20 protein-coding genes and 1 pseudogene are annotated in these 18,911 nt (G+C 72.5%); 8 read left to right on the top strand and 13 right to left on the bottom strand.

The features are described from left to right. Positions 1-139: 139 nt before the first annotated feature. From V5P93_RS14065 to V5P93_RS14055, 3 genes are read left to right on the top strand one after another with little or no spacing between them, the layout of a single operon-like run. On the top strand, positions 140-280 hold the full coding sequence (locus V5P93_RS14065; RefSeq protein WP_181043245.1) for a hypothetical protein: 141 nt from the start codon (positions 140-142) through the stop codon (positions 278-280). 41 nt (positions 281-321) lie between these two features. Beyond that, positions 322-1,830 carry a serine/threonine-protein kinase gene (locus tag V5P93_RS14060; protein ID WP_181043244.1) on the top strand — a complete coding sequence of 503 codons (1,509 nt, stop codon included), beginning with the start codon at positions 322-324 and terminating at the stop codon, positions 1,828-1,830. Between the two features lie 16 nt (positions 1,831-1,846). Then, positions 1,847-2,773 (top strand): sensor histidine kinase, encoded by a 927-nt coding sequence (locus tag V5P93_RS14055; RefSeq protein ID WP_146107867.1) that lies wholly within the window; start codon positions 1,847-1,849, stop codon positions 2,771-2,773. A 27-nt stretch (positions 2,774-2,800) separates the two neighbouring features. Here the strand turns inward: V5P93_RS14055 and V5P93_RS14050 are convergent, their stop codons facing one another. Further along, complete coding sequence (locus V5P93_RS14050) at positions 2,801-3,406, bottom strand: DUF4232 domain-containing protein (protein ID WP_181043243.1); 606 nt, start codon at positions 3,404-3,406, stop codon at positions 2,801-2,803. A gap of 68 nt (positions 3,407-3,474) precedes the next feature. On the opposite strand from V5P93_RS14050, the gene V5P93_RS14045 reads away from it, so the two are divergent. Beyond that, positions 3,475-4,431, top strand: coding sequence for a DUF1152 domain-containing protein (locus V5P93_RS14045; RefSeq protein ID WP_104475849.1), 957 nt, complete (start codon positions 3,475-3,477; stop codon positions 4,429-4,431). A 7-nt stretch (positions 4,432-4,438) separates the two neighbouring features. Here V5P93_RS14045 and V5P93_RS14040 read toward each other — a convergent pair whose 3' ends face one another. The 6 genes from V5P93_RS14040 to V5P93_RS14015 all read right to left on the bottom strand — a co-directional run bounded on the left by V5P93_RS14040 (position 4,439) and on the right by V5P93_RS14015 (position 7,563). Further along, positions 4,439-4,708: a hypothetical protein gene (locus V5P93_RS14040; protein ID WP_104475847.1), complete on the bottom strand. Its 270-nt coding sequence runs from the start codon at positions 4,706-4,708 to the stop codon at positions 4,439-4,441. A gap of 184 nt (positions 4,709-4,892) precedes the next feature. Beyond that, entirely contained in the window at positions 4,893-5,624 is a 732-nt protein-coding gene (locus V5P93_RS14035; RefSeq protein WP_104475845.1) for a class I SAM-dependent methyltransferase, read from the bottom strand. Positions 5,625-5,664: 40 nt separating this feature from the next. Further along, positions 5,665-5,934 carry a hypothetical protein gene (locus V5P93_RS14030; RefSeq protein ID WP_104475843.1) on the bottom strand — a complete coding sequence of 90 codons (270 nt, stop codon included), beginning with the start codon at positions 5,932-5,934 and terminating at the stop codon, positions 5,665-5,667. Between the two features lies 1 nt (position 5,935). Continuing rightward, positions 5,936-6,265, bottom strand: a complete 330-nt coding sequence (locus V5P93_RS14025) for a winged helix-turn-helix domain-containing protein (RefSeq protein ID WP_104475841.1) — start codon at positions 6,263-6,265, stop codon at positions 5,936-5,938. A 186-nt stretch (positions 6,266-6,451) separates the two neighbouring features. Next, positions 6,452-6,598, bottom strand: coding sequence for a hypothetical protein (locus tag V5P93_RS14020; protein ID WP_181043242.1), 147 nt, complete (start codon positions 6,596-6,598; stop codon positions 6,452-6,454). Between the two features lie 395 nt (positions 6,599-6,993). Then, positions 6,994-7,563 carry a TetR family transcriptional regulator gene (locus V5P93_RS14015; protein WP_245930908.1) on the bottom strand — a complete coding sequence of 190 codons (570 nt, stop codon included), beginning with the start codon at positions 7,561-7,563 and terminating at the stop codon, positions 6,994-6,996. Here V5P93_RS14015 and V5P93_RS14010 point away from each other — a divergent pair. From V5P93_RS14010 to argG, 4 genes and pseudogenes are all read left to right on the top strand, one after another. Then, positions 7,454-7,933 (top strand): annotated as a pseudogene (locus V5P93_RS14010) (SDR family NAD(P)-dependent oxidoreductase); the annotation flags it as partial. The gene V5P93_RS14015 and the pseudogene V5P93_RS14010 overlap by 110 nt on opposite strands. Positions 7,934-8,012: 79 nt before the next feature. Beyond that, positions 8,013-8,195 (top strand): hypothetical protein, encoded by a 183-nt coding sequence (locus V5P93_RS14005; protein ID WP_104475837.1) that lies wholly within the window; start codon positions 8,013-8,015, stop codon positions 8,193-8,195. Between the two features lie 78 nt (positions 8,196-8,273). Then, positions 8,274-8,525, top strand: coding sequence for a hypothetical protein (locus V5P93_RS14000; protein WP_104475835.1), 252 nt, complete (start codon positions 8,274-8,276; stop codon positions 8,523-8,525). A 10-nt stretch (positions 8,526-8,535) separates the two neighbouring features. Next, positions 8,536-9,951 carry an argininosuccinate synthase gene (gene argG, locus V5P93_RS13995; protein WP_104475834.1) on the top strand — a complete coding sequence of 472 codons (1,416 nt, stop codon included), beginning with the start codon at positions 8,536-8,538 and terminating at the stop codon, positions 9,949-9,951. Between the two features lie 707 nt (positions 9,952-10,658). On the opposite strand, the gene V5P93_RS13990 is transcribed toward argG, so the two are convergent. The 6 genes from V5P93_RS13990 to V5P93_RS13965 all read right to left on the bottom strand — a co-directional run bounded on the left by V5P93_RS13990 (position 10,659) and on the right by V5P93_RS13965 (position 18,903). After that, positions 10,659-12,245, bottom strand: a complete 1,587-nt coding sequence (locus tag V5P93_RS13990; protein WP_104475832.1) for a hypothetical protein — start codon at positions 12,243-12,245, stop codon at positions 10,659-10,661. Between the two features lie 22 nt (positions 12,246-12,267). After that, positions 12,268-12,930: a response regulator transcription factor gene (locus tag V5P93_RS13985; RefSeq protein ID WP_104475830.1), complete on the bottom strand. Its 663-nt coding sequence runs from the start codon at positions 12,928-12,930 to the stop codon at positions 12,268-12,270. After that, entirely contained in the window at positions 12,921-13,412 is a 492-nt protein-coding gene (locus V5P93_RS13980; protein ID WP_104475829.1) for a histidine kinase, read from the bottom strand. The genes V5P93_RS13985 and V5P93_RS13980 overlap by 10 nt, the downstream gene beginning before the upstream one ends. Positions 13,413-13,488: 76 nt before the next feature. Next, positions 13,489-15,612: an Hsp70 family protein gene (locus V5P93_RS13975; protein WP_104475827.1), complete on the bottom strand. Its 2,124-nt coding sequence runs from the start codon at positions 15,610-15,612 to the stop codon at positions 13,489-13,491. Between the two features lie 121 nt (positions 15,613-15,733). After that, on the bottom strand, positions 15,734-18,745 hold the full coding sequence (locus tag V5P93_RS13970) for a right-handed parallel beta-helix repeat-containing protein (protein WP_245930906.1): 3,012 nt from the start codon (positions 18,743-18,745) through the stop codon (positions 15,734-15,736). Then, positions 18,742-18,903: a hypothetical protein gene (locus tag V5P93_RS13965; RefSeq protein WP_181043241.1), complete on the bottom strand. Its 162-nt coding sequence runs from the start codon at positions 18,901-18,903 to the stop codon at positions 18,742-18,744. Before V5P93_RS13965 ends, V5P93_RS13970 begins: the two co-directional genes overlap by 4 nt. Between the last annotated feature and the right edge of the window lie 8 nt (positions 18,904-18,911).

Here is an 18,911-nt window from a genome sequence, read left to right as displayed (position 1 = left end):
CCTCCACTGGGTTTGGCCAGGCGTTCACTGTACGTTCCCCGCCCCGTCGTCGGCCCCCGCCACGATCGGCACCGCCCGACCATCGTGCACGAGCCCGCCCGGGCCGCACCGGCCCGCGCGGCCGATCGACGGAGAACCCATGCGCACCAAGCGTTCGATCATCGCCGCCCTGCTCGCAGCCGCCGCTCTGGTCACCGGCGCGGTACTGGCCTCCCCGGCCTCCGCCGGGACCGACCCCGGCATGACGCACAACAACACGCCGGGCATGACCCACAACTGATTGCGTTTCAGACATCGCCCGTTCGGGTAAGTTACCTCGATGTGACAGAGCAACGGGCTTCCGAGCGGGACCTGGTGTCCGGCCGCTACCGCTTGGTCGCCCGGCTCGGCAGCGGTGGGGCGGGCGAGGTCTGGGAGGCCTACGACGAGCGCCTGCACCGGACCGTCGCGCTCAAGCGGCTGCGCACCCCACCCGGCCCCGAGGCCGATCGGGTGCGCGAGCTGGCGGTCCGGGAAGGACGCATCGCCGCCAAGTTGCAGCACCCGCACGCGATCACCGTCTTCGACGTCGCCGAGGACGGCGATTCCGACGACGCGCCGTACCTCGTCATGGAGTACCTGCCCTCCACCACGCTGGCGGAGGTGCTGGCCGAGCAGGGGCCGCTCGACCCGGCAGAGGTCGTCCGCATCGGCGCCGCGGTGGCGGAGGGCTTGGCCGCCGCGCACGAGGCGGGTGTGGTGCACCGCGACGTCAAGCCGGGCAACGTGCTCCTGGGAGTCGGCGGCAAACAGGTCAAGATCACCGACTTCGGGATCTCCCGGCTCGCCATCGACGTCTCGGGCACGCTCACCGGGACCGTCACCAACACCGTGCGCGGCACCCCCGCGTACCTGGCGCCGGAGATCGCCCGCGGCGAACCCGTGACGTTCGCGTCGGACGTGTACTCCCTCGGTGCCACCCTCTACTCCGCGACCGAGGGCGTGCCGCCGTTCGGGCGCGACGACAACCCGATCGCGTTGCTGTACCGGGTGTCCACCGGTGAGCACAACCCGCCGACCCGCGCCGGTGTGCTGACCCCGCTGCTGGAGCGGATGCTCGCCTCGGACCCGAAGGCGCGGCCGACGATGGCGGAGGTCCGCGACGAACTCGCAGCGGGCCCGACCGGGGCGCCGGTCGACGCCGCGACGGCGGACCTGCCGTCCGTCGAGCCGGAGCGGCAGCGTCCGCGCACCGCCTACCTCGTCGCGACCCTCGCCCTGCTGATCGCCGTGGCGGGCGTGCTGTTCACGGTCGCGCTGCGCGGCAGCGGCGAGCAGGACGCCGGGACGGTCACGCCGAGCGCGGCGCCCTCCACGGTGGTGGAGACGACCGTGGAGACGGTCGCGCCGACGACGGCGCAGTCGACCCAACCGCAGGCGACGACCGAGCAGCCCGTGCCCACGGCGAACCCGCCGGTCACCACGGCACCGCCCGCCGCGCCGCCGGTCAACCGGCCCGCGGACGACAGCCCGCAGGCCAAGCAGGCCGCGGTCGCGGACTACTACGCCATGATGCCCGGCGGCGTGGAGCAGGCGTGGAGCAGGCTTTCCCCGAGGTTCCAGGGCTACCCGGCCAAGGGCATGGACAGCTACCGGAGGTTCTGGGCGTCGGTGACCTCGGTCAAGACGTCGAACGTGGTCGCGGACGCGGGCACGGTGGTGAACGCGACGGTCAACTACGTCTTCACCGACGGCCGCGCGATCCAGGAGCAGCACCGTTACGTCGTGGTGAACCTGGACGGTCAATGGAAGATCGACCAGGTCACGGTCGTGAGCAGCCGGGGCGTCTAGCGGTACCGTTCGGACCGTGCGGCAACGAGATCGCGAGGAGCGGGCGGACGCGGTGCTCGCCGCCGTGGCGCGACTGGTCGCCGACCGGGCCCCCCGGCCCGCGTTGGTCGCCGAGGCGATCGGCGCGGCGCTGGGCGCGGCCGAGTGCGAGCTGGTCGTCGACGGCGTGACCCACCGCTGGGGCGCGGAGAGCACCGGCGCGTGGAGCCGGGCCCGCCTCGACGAGCACGCGGAACTGCGGGTGCGACCGGCGCGGCGGCTGGGCGCGGTGGCGGACGCGCTGGGACCGGTGCCGGACCTCGTGCGGCTGGCCCTGTCGGTCGACGAACTGCGGCGCGCGGGTACCGAGGCGGCGGCCGAACTCGCCGACACCCGCTGGCGCGCCGCGGCGGAGATGGACACCGAGCGGCGCCGCGTCGAGCGGGACCTGCACGACGGCACCCAGCACCACCTCGTCGCACTGCGCTTGGCGGTCGCGCTGGCCGAGCACGACCCCGCGTCGGCCGACCTGGGGCCCCGGCTCGACGCGGCCGAGGCGACCCTGGTGCGGACGGCGGCGGGCGTGCTGCCGGAGCCGCTGGCGGACGGCCTGGCCGCGGCGCTGGGCGCCGAACTCGGCACGCACACCGATGTCCGGCTGGACTTGGCGGCGGACCTGCCGCGCTACCCGGCGCCGGTGGAGACGGCGGTGTACTTCGTGTGCCTGGAGGCCGTGGGCAACGCGCACAAGCACGCGGTGGGCGCGTCGATCGACGTCCGGTTGCGGGGCTCGGCGGCCGGGTTGAGCTTTTCCGTGTCCGACAACGGTCCCGGCTTCGAACCGACCGCGACCGGCACGGGCCTGGCGAACCTGACCACGCGCCTCACCCCGCTCGGCGGCACCCTCCGCGTGGACTCCGCCCTCGGCACGGGCACCACGGTCGAGGGCTTCGTCCCGGGCTAGCCGCTGTCCGGCAGACCCGGCCCGCGCCTAGGCCTTGTTGGAAGTGGACTCGTCCGGGGCGGACCGGTTCGACCTGGCCTCCTCGACCCACGGTTTGACGCCGAGCTTCGTCGTGTTGCCGAGGTCGATGTGCGCGGTGAGGTGCTGGGAGGACCTTCCCGCCAGCGGCGCCATGTCGAGGGATTCGGCGAGGGTGGCGTCAACCGTGCTGTCGGTGACCAGGTTGCGCCACAACAGCGCCGTGGACGCGATCTCGCCCGGCTGCAGCAGTACGGTCGTGGGCGGCGCGTCGAAGTCGGGCAGCACCGCGATGCCCAGGGAACCGCCGCCCGCCTCGACGGTGACCGGTTCGCCGTCGGCGTCGTAGAGGCGGACGTCGGGGTAGCCGCGCACCTCGTAGGGCTCGGTGCCGCAGTTGGCCATCTCGAAGCCCGCGAGCCGCAGCCCCATCGCGCCGTCGTAGGAGGTCCGCGTGATCCGCACGCCCTCCGCCGGGCACCCGGACGCCACCGCGCTCGGCTGTGGCACGCGGGAGGTCACTCCCCCGTCCGACGCCGCCGACGCCTGTCCGCACGCGGACACCATGACGAGCAGGCTCGCGCCCACCACACCGCACTTTCCCCCCAGTCGCATGCCCCGAGTCTGCCCGGCCTGGGGGCGGAAGCGCTTGGGTGCGGGGCGGATCACCATATGATCTCCGCATGTTCTCCCTGGCCCAACCGCCCCTGTTCAGCCGGCTCGCGAACGCGTCGAACGTCCTGGTGGCGGGCGCCGGTGGCGGGTTCGACGTCTACGCGGGGTTGCCGCTGGCCTCGGCGCTGCGCGGGTTGGGCAAGCGCGTACACCTGGCCAACCTGGCGTTCAGCGACCTGAGCCGCCTCGACCTCGACGACTGGCTGGCGCCCGAGGTGGCCGCGGTCGGACCGGAGAGCGCGGGCAGCGACACGTACTTCCCGGAGCGCACGCTGGCGCGCTGGTTGGCCGGGCGCGGGCTGCCGTCGACGGTCTACGCGTTCTCCCGCGTCGGGGTCCGCCCGCTGGCGGAGGCATACCGGCGTCTCGTGGAGCACCTTGAGGTGGACGCGGTCGTGCTGGTCGACGGCGGCACAGACATCCTGATGCGCGGCGACGAGGCGGGGGTCGGCACGCCGGAGGAGGACATGACCAGCCTGGCGGCGGTGTTCGAGTTGGCGGGCGTCGAGAAGCTGGTGGCGTCCCTCGGCTTCGGCATCGACTTCTACCACGGCGTCTGCCACTCGCACGTGTTGGAGAACCTCGCCGCGCTGGACCGCGTCGGCGGGTACCTGGGGGCGCTGTCGATCCCGTCGAACTCGACCGAGGCCCGCGACTACGTGGCGGCGGTGGCGGATGCCGCGGCGTCGACGCCGACGCGGCCGAGCATCGTGAACGGCCAGATCGCGGCGGCGCTGCGCGGGGAGTTCGGGAACGTGCCGATCACCGAGCGGACCGGCGGGAGCGAGCTGTTCGTCAACCCGCTGATGGGGGTGTACTTCTCGGTCGACCTCATGCTGCTGGCCGCGTCGGTCGGCTACCTGGATCGGTTGCGGGACACGGGGACGATGGTGGAGGTCGCCATGATCATCGAAGAGCACCGGTACAAGGTCACCACCCGCCCGCGGCGGGTCTTCCCGCACTGAGGGGCCGTCAGGCGGCGAGGGCGTAGTCGAGCATCCCGGCGCCGCGGGTGGTGAGGCGGACGCGGTCGTCCTGGGCGCCCGCCGCCTTCTCGATCCGCACGAGCCCGCGGCGCACCAGCAGGGCGATGGCGTCGGCCTCCCACTGGGGCACGTGCCCGGACGCGGTGCCCTCGGCGGACGCCCAGCGGTACCCGCTCGGGCCGCCCCAGAGTCCGCTGTGGAAGAGGACGGACTCGTCGGCGATGTCGCGGAGGGCGGTGAGGACGGTCTCGGTCATCCTGGGCTCCCGGGTCGGGGTGGCTGCGGTCACACCACCAAGGTTGCCCGGCCGGCGGGGCCTTGTCTCGAGCCACACCGGCACAGCCCCCGAGCCGCACCCGTCGCGCAACCGCGGTTGCGATCTCTTGCACCCCAAGGCTTGTACACTGCGCAGCCAGTTTCACCCACTCGGGTTACCACGTTCAGGTGGTGCCGCTGTACACGGCGAAGCTGGGGCTGCGGCGCAGCGGCTCCCAGAACGCCTCGGACTGGTCGTCGGCGGGGATGACGGTGGGGTGCCTGGAGATGCCGGTCAGGCCGCCTTCGGCCAGGGCGGTCTCGTAGGTGCCCGGGGGCCAGAAGAAGGAGTCGAAGTCGAAGGGCGGGTCGCCGAGGACGTGCACGGTCACCGGCTGGGGGACGCGGTCGGCGCCCGATCGGTGGACGACGTAGCCGTAGCGGAAGTACCCGTCCATGACGTCCCAGTCGACGTCGGGGTTCGGCACCAGGACCACGACCCGGCCGCCGGGGACGACGTTGGCCCGCAGGTTCGCGACCATGGTCGCCATCGCGGTCGGGTCGGCGGCGTAGCCGAGCAGCCACACGGCGGTCACCACGTCGAAGGAGCCCAGCACGGGCAGGCTCGTCGCGTCGAGGTGGTGGTACTCGATGCCCAGCGGCTCGCGCTCCTCGACGTCGCGGGCGTGGGCCACCATCTCCGCCGACGAGTCGACGCCCACCACCCGGGTGGCGCCGCGGTCGCGGTACAGGCGGGCGTAGAAGCCGGTGCCGCAGGCGACGTCCAGCACCGAGCGGTCCGTCAGGTCCGGGAGGGCGGCGAGCAGCGTGGCCCGCTCAGCCAGACCGGTCGGGATGTGCTTGGCGCGCTCGTACTGCTGCGCCAACGCGTCGTACTGAACGTCCGATGCGGCCATGCCGTCAAGCTACTCGACTTCCGGCGGACCGCATCCCGGGCTACTCGACCTCGCGGAGCACGTGCTCGACGCCGCCCATCCTGGCGCGCAGGTCGGCCAGCTGCTCGCGGGTCTCCACCAGCTCGCGGACCACGTCCTCCTGCGCCCGCACCGACCGCTGGGCCAGGTCCTGGTAGGCGGCCTCGCGGGCGATGGCGGCCTTGGCCCGCGCCGTCACGGCGACCTGCCAGATCGTCACGGTGATCACGCAGGTGAGCAGGACGAAGACGCCGATGACGCCGAAGACCTCCTGCCAGTCGCGAACCTCCACGTCAGTCTTCCCTTCCCCCAGCGGGTCCCAGCGTGCGCGCGGCCGCGGTGACGCTCTCCGGCGTCAGCACGAACCGGAACGGCACGACCTCGTAGAACTTCAGCGACTTGCCGTCGGCGGAGAACTCCAGGGTCGAGGCGACCAGGCCCGCCGCCTCCAGCTTGCGCAGGTGCACCTGGAGCAGGGCACGGCTGATGCCCAGCTCGCGGGCCAGCCCGCTGACGTACTCCCGCCGCCCGGCCAACGCCGCGATCACCCGCATGCGGTGCGGGTTGGCCAGCGTGGCGAGCACCTGGCCCAACTCGTCCCCGGGAACGCCTTCGGTCTCCATGACCCCACCATGATAGCGCGGCCAAGCACATGCAAACCAGAGTTGGCATGAAACCGGCGGGTTCACCCGGAATCGACACCGGGTGCGCCGCGCGGATCGGCTCAACGCCTGCCGCGATAGTCGGCGCTGCTCGCCTTGGGATGGGGAAAGCCCGGAGCTGCTGGACCCGCTCCGGGCTTGGGGTGATCAGATGCGGACCAGGCCGTTCCCGGTGCCGCCGGGAATGCCGAACCAGTCGTGCCAGCCACCGTTGGCGGCGGTGTCGGTTGACCAGAAGGTCGAGATCACGCGGCCGTCGGGGGCAGTGGTGAACAGCTGCGTAGTGCCGTTCAAGGTCGTGGCGCTGACGGTCGCGTTGGTCGCGGCGACGCCGTCGGAGAAGCCGGTGGTGACGGTGAATCAGTCGTGCCAACCGAGTCCTTGGAGTCCTCCGCAGCCGTGCTCATCGCGTCGTAGCCGAAAACCGCGAAGAACACCGTGGCGGCACCGGTGAACGCGCCAGACACCCCGAACGGGAAGAACGGGTCGTAGTTGCCCGGCCGTTGGTGGCGACGTTCGGCGATCAGAACGTGGAGATTCGGACGGGTTGTCCATGGTCGCGTCGATGACCGCGAAGACAGGCCCTTCGCTGGATGCCGGTAAAAACAGAAGCGCTGCGCGGTGGGCCGCACGCACATCGCGGACACTACGAGTGGACGCGATTCCGCGCGGCGGCGGGGCGGGGCGACTCAGGCGAGCTTGGGGCGCAGCGCGGCGAAAGCCTGGTCGAGCAGGTGGGCGCGGTCGGCGGTGCCGCCGGTGCGGAGCCATTCGCGGGCGGCGGCGTCCAGAGCAGCGCCCGCCGCGGTGGCGAGCAGGTCCGCGGCGAAAGGGGCGAGGGTCGAGCCCGGCCGGTCGCGGAGCGCGGTGGCGATCAGGGCCCGGGTCTGATCGCGTTTGCCGTGGTGGGCGGCGCGGAGCGCGGGGGTCGACTCGATCAGCCGGAGGGCGTCGGCTGATGTTCGGATGCGCTCCTCCGACTGGCGCAGCACCTGTCGCAGGCACTCCCAGGGCGGCTCGTCGGCCGGGCGGGCGCGGATGTCCTCGACGACCCGCTCCCCCAACTCGTCCACGAGCCCGAGGACGGCGTCCTCCTTGGTCGCGAAGTAGCGGAAGAAGCTGCGCTTGGACATGCCCGCCGCCCGGGCGATGTCGTCCACGGTCGTCTCGTCGAAGCCGCGCTCACGGAACAGCACCATCGCCCGCTCCGCCAGGTCGGCCCGCACAGCCCGCCTGGTCCGGTCCCGCAACCCGTCCACGCCACCCAGTGTGTCTTCGGACACTAGATGCCGAAGTCGACACCGAGTGACACACAGAGGCGACCATGGACGGCAAGACCGCGCTGGTGACCGGCGGGACGGGCGGGATCGGCAAGGAGACCGCGCGGGCCCTCGCCCGGTTGGGGCGCGTGTGCTCGTCGTGGGACGGCACCCGGGCCGAGCGGCGGAGGCGGCCGAGGAGCCGGCCCGGGACACGGGCAACGACGACGTGCACCCACTTATCGCCGACGTCACCCGGCAGCGGGACCTGCGCCGCCTCGCCCGCGAGGTGACCGACCGCCTCGGCACCCTGCACGCGCTGGTCAACAACGCCGCCGCCAACCGGCCCCGCCGCGAGCTGACCGAGGACGGCGTGGAGACCTCGTTCGCCGCCAACGTCGTCGCGCCGTACCTGCTCACCCTCGAGCTGCTCTGCGGGCCCCGGTCGGGTGATCAACCTGACCGGCGGCGTCCCGAAGGGCCGCGTCGACCTCGCCAACCCGCAGGGCGAGAAGTCCTACACCGGCGTGCTCGACACGCAGTACAACCACACCAAGCGGATCGTCCTCGCCCTCACCCGCGACCTCGCCCGGCGCGTCCCCGCGACCGCGGCCACGATCAACGCCGCCTAACCCGGCCACGGCTACACCCCTGGCAACCGCGCGCTGACCACCACCTCCTTCCCACTGGCCGTCCGGCCGTTCGCTCCGTTGCTCAAGCTGTTGCTGCCGGTGTTCTCCGGACCGGCGGCGATCGCCCGCGCGTCCCGCTCCAGCGTGTTCCTGGCCACGGACCCGGGCGTCGAAGGGCGCGCTGGCGGCTACTACGACCGCCGTGGCGAGCCGACCGAATGGCCCGCTTTCGCCACCGACCCGGACACGTGCGCGGCGGTGTGGCGGGAGTGCGCGCGGGTGGCCGCGTCTTGTGGACCCTCCCGCGCCGGGGACGAGCACCGACCGTAGGCTCTGGCGCATGTCGAAGGTCCTCAGTGAACTCCCGGTCGGTGAACGAGTCGGTATCGCGTTCTCCGGCGGGTTGGACACCTCTGTCGCCGTGGCGTGGATGCGCGAGCGCGGGGCGGTCCCGTACGCCTACACCGCCGACATCGGCCAGTACGACGAGCCCGACCTGGCCGCGGTGCCGGACCGTGGCCTGGCCTACGGCGCGGAGCGGGCGCGGCTGGTGGACTGCCGCGCGGCGCTGGTGAAGGAGGGCTTGGCCGCCCTCGCCTGCGGTGCCTTCCACATCCGCACCGGCGGGCAGACGTACTTCAACACCACCCCGCTGGGTCGCGCGGTCGTGGGCACCCTGCTGGTGCAGGCGATGCGCGCCGACGACGTGTCCATCTGGGGCGACGGGTCGACCTTCAAGGGCAACGACATCGAGCGGTTCTACCGGTACGGGCTGCTGGCGCACCCGGGCCTGCGGATCTACAAGCCGTGGCTGGACCGGGCGTTCGTCACCGAGCTGGGCGGCAGGCAGGAGATGTCGGCCTGGCTGGTGGAACGCGGCCTGCCGTACCGCGACTCGGCGGAGAAGGCGTACTCCACCGACGCCAACATCTGGGGCGCCACCCACGAGGCCAAGCGGCTGGAGCACCTGGACACGTCGCTGGAGATCGTCTCCCCGATCATGGGCGTGGCGTACTGGGACCCCGAGGTGGAGATCGCCACCGAGGACGTGACCGTGGAGTTCGAGCACGGCACCCCGGTGCGGATCAACGGCCGCGAGTTCGACTCCCCGGTCGACCTGGTGCACGAGGCCAACGCCATCGGCGGCAGGCACGGCCTGGGCATGTCCGACCAGATCGAGAACCGGATCATCGAGGCCAAGAGCCGCGGCATCTACGAGGCCCCGGGCATGGCGCTGCTGCACATCACCTACGAGCGGCTGCTCAACGCCATCCACAACGAGGACACCATCGCCATGTACCACGGCGAGGGGCGCCGCCTCGGCAGGCTGCTCTACGAGGGCCGCTGGTTCGACCCGCAGGCCCTGATGCTGCGCGAGAGCCTGCACCGGTGGATCGGCTTCCCGATCACCGGCAGCGTCACCCTGCGCCTGCGCCGCGGCCAGGACTACTCGATCCTCGACACCACGGGTCCGCTGCTGAGCTACCACCCGGAGAAGCTGTCGATGGAGCGCACCGGCGACCCGGCGTTCAGCCCGGACGACCGCATCGGCCAGCTGACGATGCGCAACCTGGACATCGCGGATTCGCGCAGCAAGCTGGAGCAGTACGCGGCGCACGGCCAGCTCACGCCGTGGGACGGCCTGATCGGCGAGCTGCCCCCGGGCGGCGCCGCCGAGATCGCCGCCGCCGACGGCGGGGCCGACGACACCCCGGACGCCCTCGACCGGGCGGCCATGGAGTTCGGCACGGACTAGGCCAGGCAGGACCCGGATCGGCAAGGGGAGCATTCCCCTTGCCGATCTCTTATGCCCGCTCCACCACACGATCCACCTCCTGGTGCGCGGCGGGGCCACTGCGACCCCGCCCGGTGAGACCATCCAATCGCCGCGGGTCAAGGCACTGCCAGAACCGCCGCGAGCCCGTCTCGCAGCCCAGTGGGACAGCCCGGGGATTCGGCACCCCGGCAGAGGGCGCGGCTGCCATCATCGGGAACACCGAGCATGGAACCTCCAGCACCCGACGCCTGGCCGTCGGGACCATACGGCGATAGGCCGCCGGTCGACCTGGGTCGAGGAGCGTCCCAGACCGCGACCGCCTGCCGCGACAGGGCCGGACAGCGGGATCGGTCCCCTGCCTAGTGCGGTGTCCTGGCAAGATTCCGAGTCCCCGAGGGGAAGACGCGCCATCAGCATCGGCAGACTGAGCGCTCCCTGACGAGCTATGCCCAGGTCCGCCGCACTCCCGCCGAACCGGTCCCCGGCGCCCGGACACGGTGCCGTGGCACGGGGTTGCCGGTGCGCGACCCGCACAAAGTCCGCGGCGCGGTCCGGCCTGTTCGCGTCGGACACGCCGTAGCGGGCGGGATGACCGATCGGCCCACCACCACCGAGGAACGACCGGCGGCCAGGCGCGGAAGGCGCGCGGATGATCATCGGGAACATCGGGCCGGGCCGCGCGACCGCTAACCCATCGCCAAGCCTTCGCAGGTTCGTACCACTGTCAAACACGCCTCGTGTGCGCGGGTGCTCAGCGCCGGGTTGCCCGCGTGGGTGCGCCACGCCGTGGTCGCTGTGGCCGCGGCGGTGCGGATGTCTGCTGGTGGGGCGTGGCGGGGTAGGCCCAGGCGGGTGTGGGGGGCGCGGCCGGAGGCGCCCAGGAGTCGCAGGGCTTCGGTGGTCAGGGCGTGTAGTGCGGTGGTGCCGGATTCCAGGGCGTCGACCAGGTCCAGTTCCACCAGCTCGTGTGCGTCTGCCAGTACCTGGTCCAGCAGGCGGGCCAGCGGCTCCGGTTGGGGGGTTTGGCGTGCCGCCGTCAACACCCCGCGGGCTGCTAGTAGGTCGGCTCGGTCGACCACTCGCCGGTACAGCAAGTCCGGTAGGGCGGGTGACGGGTCGTCTACGTGGCTCACGGTCGGGTGAACCAAGTCCATAGTGGAGTCCAAGGCGAGCACGACGTCGGCTTCCGCCGGGGTGTCGGTCAGGGTCAGGTGCCGTAGTACTTCGTGGCCGGTCAGTGATTCGACCGCGGCGGTGCTTCCCGGGCCCACCAACGCCACCACCGGCGGTCGGTCCAGAAGCTCGGCGAGCTCCGACCATCCTGCCACCGACGCGCGCACACCGGCGGCCACGACTTCACGTACCCGGGCGAGTAGGCCCACGGGCTCTATTGCGGCGACGTCGAAACGTTCCGGCAGGCGGACTCGTATGGTCGCGGTTCCGCCTTCGTCCCAGGTTTCCAGGGTTCCGCCGAAGGCTGACAGGCGGGCGGCGTCGTCGCGGAGTGCCGATCGCAGGTCCACCACCGCGGATGAAGGGTCCACAAAGGTCAGTGACAGGAGCCCGTCCTCGCGTGAACAGGAGACCTGGACCGGCTGGACGCAAGCGTTTTCGGCCAGGAGTGCCAGTACGGCCGCCGCCGCGTGGTAGAGGCCGGACTCGACCTCCCAGCCCGCTCGGCGCCCGAGGTCGCCTGCGAACCGGACCGGGCGCGGTAGTGTCGCGGCCAGTTCCTCCAGTGCCGCCAGCGGTCCGCGCTCGGGCAGCATCGCCGGGTGCACGCCCCGCACGACGGTGCGGAACCGGTCGATCACGTCGTCGAGCGTCGTCCGGAACTCCGCCAGTTCTCCCGCCTCCAGCCGCGAGCGCAGCTGGGCGAAGTCGCGGCCGATCACGCCGGTGAGCGCGCCCGCGATGCGGCGCCGCTCGAGGTCCCGGACGTGGACGAGGCGTTCCCGGGCCGTCAGCACTTCCCGTTCCAGCGCGCGGGTCCGCGACCGCTGCCGGTCCTGTTCGGCGCGCAGCCGCTCCCCCGCCGCGGCCAGCGCGATGCGATCCGCGAACCGACGCAGGCGGTCCATGTCCGCGCTCCCCAGGGAGACCGCGACGAGCACGAGCACCCCACCGCCGGGAACCTGTACCGCGACACCGGGTACCGGGCCGGAAGGGTGCTCCGGCCACGCGGCGGCGACGGACAGACCGTCCGGCCCCTCGGTGTAGTAGACGGCGCCGAGTCCCGTGCTCTCGGCGAGTTCACGGACCAGCGCGGCCACCGGCCCTCGCGCCACCCCGCCGCTACCCGTCGACCCGGCCGGCCCGCAGGTAGGCCAGCACCGCGAGGACCCGGCGGTGGTGCACGGTCTGGTCGCCGGGCAGGTCGAGTTTGCCGAAGATGGCCGCGACGTGCTTCTCCACGGCCTTGGCCGAGACGAACAGTTCCTTGGCGATGGCGGCGTTGGTGCGCCCCTCGGCCATCAGCCGCAGCACGTCGTGCTCGCGCTCGGTCAGCGTGCCGACCGGGCCGCCACCACCGGCGGGCCGCTGCACCAACCGCTTGGCCAGCGACGGTTCCATGACGATCTCGCCGCCCGCGATCCGGGTGAGCGTGTCGTCGAGCACCTGGACGCCCGCGACGCGTTCCTTGAGCCGGTAACCGATGCCCTCGGTGCCGATCTCCAGCACCCGCATCAGGTAGTGCGTCTCGGCGTAGTGCGACAGCAGCAGGATCCCGGTTTCCGGGCGCAGCGCCCGCAGGCGTTCGGCGGTGGCGAGGCCGCCGTCGGGTTCGGGCGGCATCCGGATGTCGAGCACGACCGCGTCGACCGGGTCGGCGCTGACCCGCTCGACCAGGGTGTCGCCGTCGGCGACCGAGGCGACCACCTCGTGCCCGGCGGCGCGCAGCAGCATGACGAGCCCCTCGCGGAACAGCGCCCCGTCGTCGGCGATGGCTACCCGCACCGCACCCGCTCCTCCGTCACGTCGACCCGCACGCCGCCCGCCGCCGCCCGCACCTGAACGTCCACTTTGGTCTCCGGTGGCACGGACCTGAGGTGGTCGGCGACCGCGAGGCAGGTCGCGTCCGCGGTGTCGGCGTCGAGGTGCGCCACCTGCTCGCCGCGCACCGCGATGGCCAGCCCGTGCCGCTCGGCCACGGCGCGCAGCGCGGGCTCGAACCCGTCGCTGGCCAGCACCGGCGGGTACAGCGCGCCGCCGATCTCGCGCAGTTCGGCCAGCACGACCGCCAGCGCGGCCTGCAACCCGGCGACGCGCGCGCCGAGCGCCGGGTCGGTGAGGTCGGCGGCGAACAGGCCCAGTTCCACCGACAGCGCGGCCACCCGCTGCGCGGGCCCGTCGTTGAGGTCGCGCTCCAGGCCCCGGCGCAGCGCGCAGGTGCCCGGGTCGACCGGGCGGAGCCGGACGTCCCGCCTGATGCCGTTCATCGCTTAATCGTGCTCGCGCGCGACCGGCTCGGGCAACGGGGCCAACCCCCGACCGGGGTAGGGATATCCCTACCCCTCACCGCTCGCTGCCCACGCGCAGCACCGACAGGGAGTCGGCGTTGGCGACCACGGCCTCGGCGCCGTCGGGGGTGACCGCGATCGACCACGGTTCCCTGCCGACCGGCACGGTGGCGGTGACCTTGGCGGACAGCGTGTCGATCACGGTGACGGTACCGTCGGCGTTGTTGACCGCGTACGCGTGCCTGCCGTCCGGGGCGGTGGCGACGGCGAGCGGCCTGCCGCCGACCTTGACCGTGTCGGTGACCTTGTAGGTGTCGGCGTCGACGAACAGCACCGTGCCCGCGTCGTTGTTGACCACGTACAAGGTCTCCCCATCGGGCGCCACGGCAAGGGAAACCGCGCCCTCGCCCACTTCGACGGTGCCGAGCACGTTGCGCGTGGCGGCGTCGAGCGCGGTCACCTGCCCGGCCTCGGCGCTCACCACCCAGAGCCTGCCGTCGGCGACGACGACCCCGCGCGGGCCCTCGGGCACGTTCGCGAACGGCGCGGCGGTCGGCTCGCCCGCGCTGTGGGCGAGCACCTGACCGGCGTCGTGGTCGGGGATGAAGACGCGGTAGCCGTCGGTACCAGGGGCGAACATGGCGTGGCCCGCCGGGATCGTCGCGGTGATCTCGTCGCGCGTGGTGTCGATGACGGCGACGGCGTTGCTCGGCGTGTCGAGGGTGACGTACACCTTGTCGCGGACCACGACGGCGTACTGCGCGGGCGCCGGTGTGCTGATCGTGCGCACGACCTTGCGCGTGGCGCGGTCGACGACGGCGATCGAGTTCGACGCGCCACCTGGAACGTACACTTTGGACCCGTCGACGGTGACCGCGACGCCGCGCGGTCGCTTGCCGAACCCGGTGACGCTGCCCACCACCGCGGGCTTGTCTAGGCTCGCGCCGGGCCGGGAGGGCTGGACCGCGGCGTCCACGCCGGGTGGGCCGGAGGGTTCGCCGCCGCTTGCCACAACGGCGATCCCGACACCGACGAGCGCTACCGCGGCGAGCGGGACCAAAACCTTGGCGCGCAAGCGCTTTCGCAGAGCGGGTGGCGGCGGCGGTACGGGCGCCCTCAACCCGCGCGCGGCGATGGCGGCGGCCCCGAGCGCGACGGTGAACTTGGGGTGCAGACCGGTCCGCACTGGACGTCCGAACGCCGCGGAGACCACCTGGTCCACCAACGGGATCCGGGAGGAGCCGCCCGCGAGCAGCACCGCGGCGAGGTCGCGCGGGGTGAGCCCGGCGGAGGCGATCGTGCGGTGCAGCGCCTCGACGGTCAGCTCGACCGACGGCCGGATCATGTCGTTGAAGGCCAGCCGGGTCACCATGACCTCGCGTGCCCCATCGGGCAAGCCGACGCGGATGATGACGTCCGGCTCGATGGACAGCGACTCCTTGGCGCGCACGCACTCCAGCCGCGCCGCCGTCAGCACGCCCGCGGCGGACTCGTCCGTCGGGTCCAATGCGGACAGCGCGCCGCCGAGTTCGGCGTCGACGTGCGCGAACAGCGCCTCGTCGAAGTCCATGCCGCCCAGGCGTTCGATGCCCTCGGGGGTGCCGACGATCTCGGTGCCGCCGTTGTTGGCGCGCAGGATGGTGGTGTCGAAGGTGCCGCCGCCGAGGTCGTAGACGGCGACGAGTTCCCCGTCGCCGAGTCTTCGTTCGGCGGCGTAGTGGGTGGCGGCGGCCTCGGGTTCGGTGACCAGCACGGCGCCGGTGACGCCCGCGAGGCGGGGCACCTCGTCGAAGTGCTCGCGCCGGTAGGGGCCCCAGACGGCGGGGCAGGTCAGCACGATCGACTCGGGCGGGCCGCCGAGGGTGGTGGTGACCCGCGTGAGGACGTCCTTGAGCTGCGCGGCCAGCAGCGCGGCGGGCGAGTAGGCCGCGCCGCCGACGACCAACGGCGTCGGATCTCCCAGCCTGCGCTTGAACCCCCGCGCGAGCCGGTGCGGTTCCCCACCCCCGGCGGCCACCGCGGCGTCACCGGTGCGCAACGCCTTGTCCACCCCGGCGTACACGACCGACGGCTCGACGACCGCTTGCCGCCCCAGCGAGACCATGCTGGTGCGACCACCCTTCGCCACCGCCGCCCCGGTGAAGGTGGTGCCCAGGTCGATACCGAGGCCGTAGCCCATGAAGTTCTCCCGAAAGGAGTTGCCGCCCGCTCCGGTACGGCACTCTATCCGGATCTCCGACTGGTGTGGACCAGCTCCTCCCCCTGGAGCAGGACCGTTGCCCGATAGTCACATCAAGCGTTCACCGCTGTCCGGGTGGTTTGCCCGAGGGACTCGCCGCGGGGATGTCCTCAGGCAACAGAACGCACAGGTCTGCGATCGTCGGCGTGGGGATGGACCGGGTGCGGCGGGCGTGCCGGGTGACGGCTTCGTCGAGCACCTGGCGGGCGTAGCGGCCGTTGCCGAAGGACGCGTGCCGGGGGATGGTGGCGAAGTGCTCGCGCAGCGACACCACGGTGGCGGCCGCGCACTCGTAACCGATCTTGGTGGCGTGCTGGCTGACGATGGTGACCAGTTCATCGGCCGTGTAGTTGGCGAAGTGCACGTGGTGGGAGAACCGCGACGACAGACCGGGGTTCGCGGCGAGGAACCCGGTCATCTCGTCGGCGTACCCCGCCGCGATGACCACGACCTCGTCGCGGTGGTCCTCCATGAGCTTCACGAGCGTGTCGATGGCCTCCCGCCCGAAGTCCTGACCGCCGCCGGGGCGGCTGGAGAGCGTGTAGGCCTCGTCGATGAACAGCACGCCGCCGCGGGCGCGGTCGAAGGACTCGGTGGTGCGCTTGGCCGTGTGCCCGATGTACTCCCCCACCAGGTCCGCGCGACTGACCTCGACGACCTGTCCCTGCGCCAGCACCCCCATCGCCGCGAGCACCGACCCGTACAGCCGGGCGACGGTCGTCTTACCGGTACCCGGCGGCCCGGCGAAGATCAGGTGACGACTCAGCGACGGTACCGGGAGACCGGCCTCCTGCCGCCTGCGGGCCGACGCCAGCAGGTCGACCATGCTGGCCACTTCCTGTTTGACGTCATCGAGTCCGACCAGTCCGCGCAGCTCGGACAGCAACCGCTCCACCTGTTCCTCGTCGACGCGGCCCGCGCCCGCGCCGACCCCGCTGCCCGGCAGCGGACCGAGGTCGTCGGGCAGCAGTCGGGTCAGGGCCACAGGTGAGGCTTCCTCGTCTTCGGCGAGCCGGTACGCCTGGCGACCGACCATCTCCTCGAACACCTTCCGCGCGGTGCGGCCGTTGCCGAAGGACGCGTCGCGCGGGAGCTTGGTGAAGTAGGCGTGCACGGCGGCGCGGGTCTCGAACTCCAGCCGGTAGTCGTGCGCCCGGCACAGTCCCTCCACAATGGTCACCAGCTCGGGCGCGGAGTAGTCGGCGAACTCGATGGTGCGGGTGAATCGCGACGAGAGCCCGGGGTTGGCGGCGAGGAAGGCGCGCATGTCGTTGGTGTACCCGGCGACGATGACCACGACGTCGTCGCGGTGGTCCTCCATCAGCTTCACCAGCGTGTCGATGGCCTCCCTGCCGAAGTCGGGACCGCTGCCGCCGGAGCCCGCGGAGAGCGTGTACGCCTCGTCGACGAACAGGACTCCGCCAAGCGCCTCGTCGAACTTCTCCTGGGTCTTGAGCGCGGTGCCACCGACAACGGCCGCGACCAGGTCGGCACGGGCGCACTCGACGAGCTGACCGGTGCGCAGGACGCCGAGCGCGGTGAGGATCCGGCCGTAGAGGCGGGCGATGGTGGTCTTGCCCGTGCCCGGGGAGCCGGTGAACACGAGGTGGCGGCCGAGCGGGGGCGACGGCAGCCCGGCGGCGGCCCGGCGTTCGGCCATCTGGTGCAGCCGGACGAGGGTCTCGACCTCGCGTTTGACGCCGTCGAGCCCGACCAGGCCGTTGAGTTCCTCCAGCAGGTCCGCGATGGCGCCGGACTCGGCGTGCCGCGGCGCCGGGATGCCCGCCGCGGGCGCCACCGAGTCCACTGTGGATTTCTCGGACTCGTCGCGGATGTCCTTGCCCCGGTTGCGCTCGACGCGGCAGCCGCGCACGTCGACCTGTTCCTGGGAACGCAGCACGACACCGTCGCCGAAGTTGCCCTCGACCACGCAGCCGGTCATCCCACCGGACGCCGCGCCCTCCCAGACGACACCGGTCGCGCACTCGCGCACCGAGCCGCCCTCGACGAGCAGGCGCGCGTTGCCCCGGGCGCGCAACCCGGCGGACTTGGCCCGCTCGACCCGGGGTTCGACCAGGGCGACCTCGCCCGCTTCCTCGACCGTGACGGCGGTTCCGGCGCCGCCGGTGGCGGCGAACCTGGTCAGCCGGGCGGATCCCCCACCGCCGACCAGGACGGCGTCGAGGCCGCAGTCGGTGAAGGCGCAGTCGGTGAGTTCGGCCCGCGAGCCGTCGAGGATGTGCAGGCCGTGGCCACGCGCGCCGCGGACCTGGGTGCGCTCGATGGTCGCGGTGGCGCCCTGGACCAAGACGATCCCCTGCGCGCCGGGGCGGTCGATGACGCAGTCGTGGAGGGACGGCGTCGAGCCCGCTCCGACGAGCACACCGACAGCGTCCACTTCAGACAGCGTGGTGCTGCCGACGGACAGCGTGCTGTTCTCCTCCACCACGATGGCGGGCCCGGAGATCCGGCTGATGCGGCAGTCCCGCAGCGTGCCGCCACCGCCGTCCGCGGCGAGGAACGCACCCGCCGATTCCGTGACGACGCAGTCGATGAGCCGGGGCGCGCCGCCGGACCGCGCGACCACGGCGGTGGTGGCGATACCGCGCAGTTCGCTCCCGCGCAGCTCCGCGCCGCCGCCGTCGAAGACCAGCACGCCCGCGCCGCCGGGGTTGGTGACCACGCAGTCGCGGCCGAACAGTTCGGCGCCGCCGCGCACGGCCACCGCGACGCCGGACTCGGCGGCGACGGTGCACTCCTCCATCCGCAGCGCCCCGGCCCGCAGGTCGACGGCCACCTCGCCGTCGCGGTGCGCGATGACGACACCCGACACCGACGCGTGCTCGGCGGCCAGGTTCAGCGCGGGCTCGCCGGTCGACTCGATACGGACCTCGCCCGCCGCGCCCGCGCCGGAGAGGGTGATCTCCCGCTCGATGACCACGGACTCCCGGTAGACGCCGGGCCGCACGGAGATGACGTCACCGTCGACGGCGGCGGCGATGGCGTCGTTGATGGTGCGGAAGCAGTCGGCGTCGGTGGCGGAGACGCCCAGCACGGACCGGGTCCCGCTCACGCGTCCAGCCATCCCGGCGCTCCCGTCTGGTCGGTGTCCGGGCGGTGGGGGTTGCCGCCCAGGTAGTCCAGGAGCCCTTGCCGCTCGTCGACACCGGCCACCACCCGCCGGACATCGGCGACGGCGTGCTCGGTGGGGGTGGGGGGTCGCTGGCTCATCGGCTCTC

This window comes from Actinokineospora auranticolor (genome assembly GCF_041897805.1).
GTDB lineage: Bacteria > Actinomycetota > Actinomycetes > Mycobacteriales > Pseudonocardiaceae > Actinokineospora > Actinokineospora auranticolor.
The sequence above is the reverse complement of the archived record's forward strand: the minus strand, read 5'-3'. Positions and strand labels throughout refer to the sequence as shown.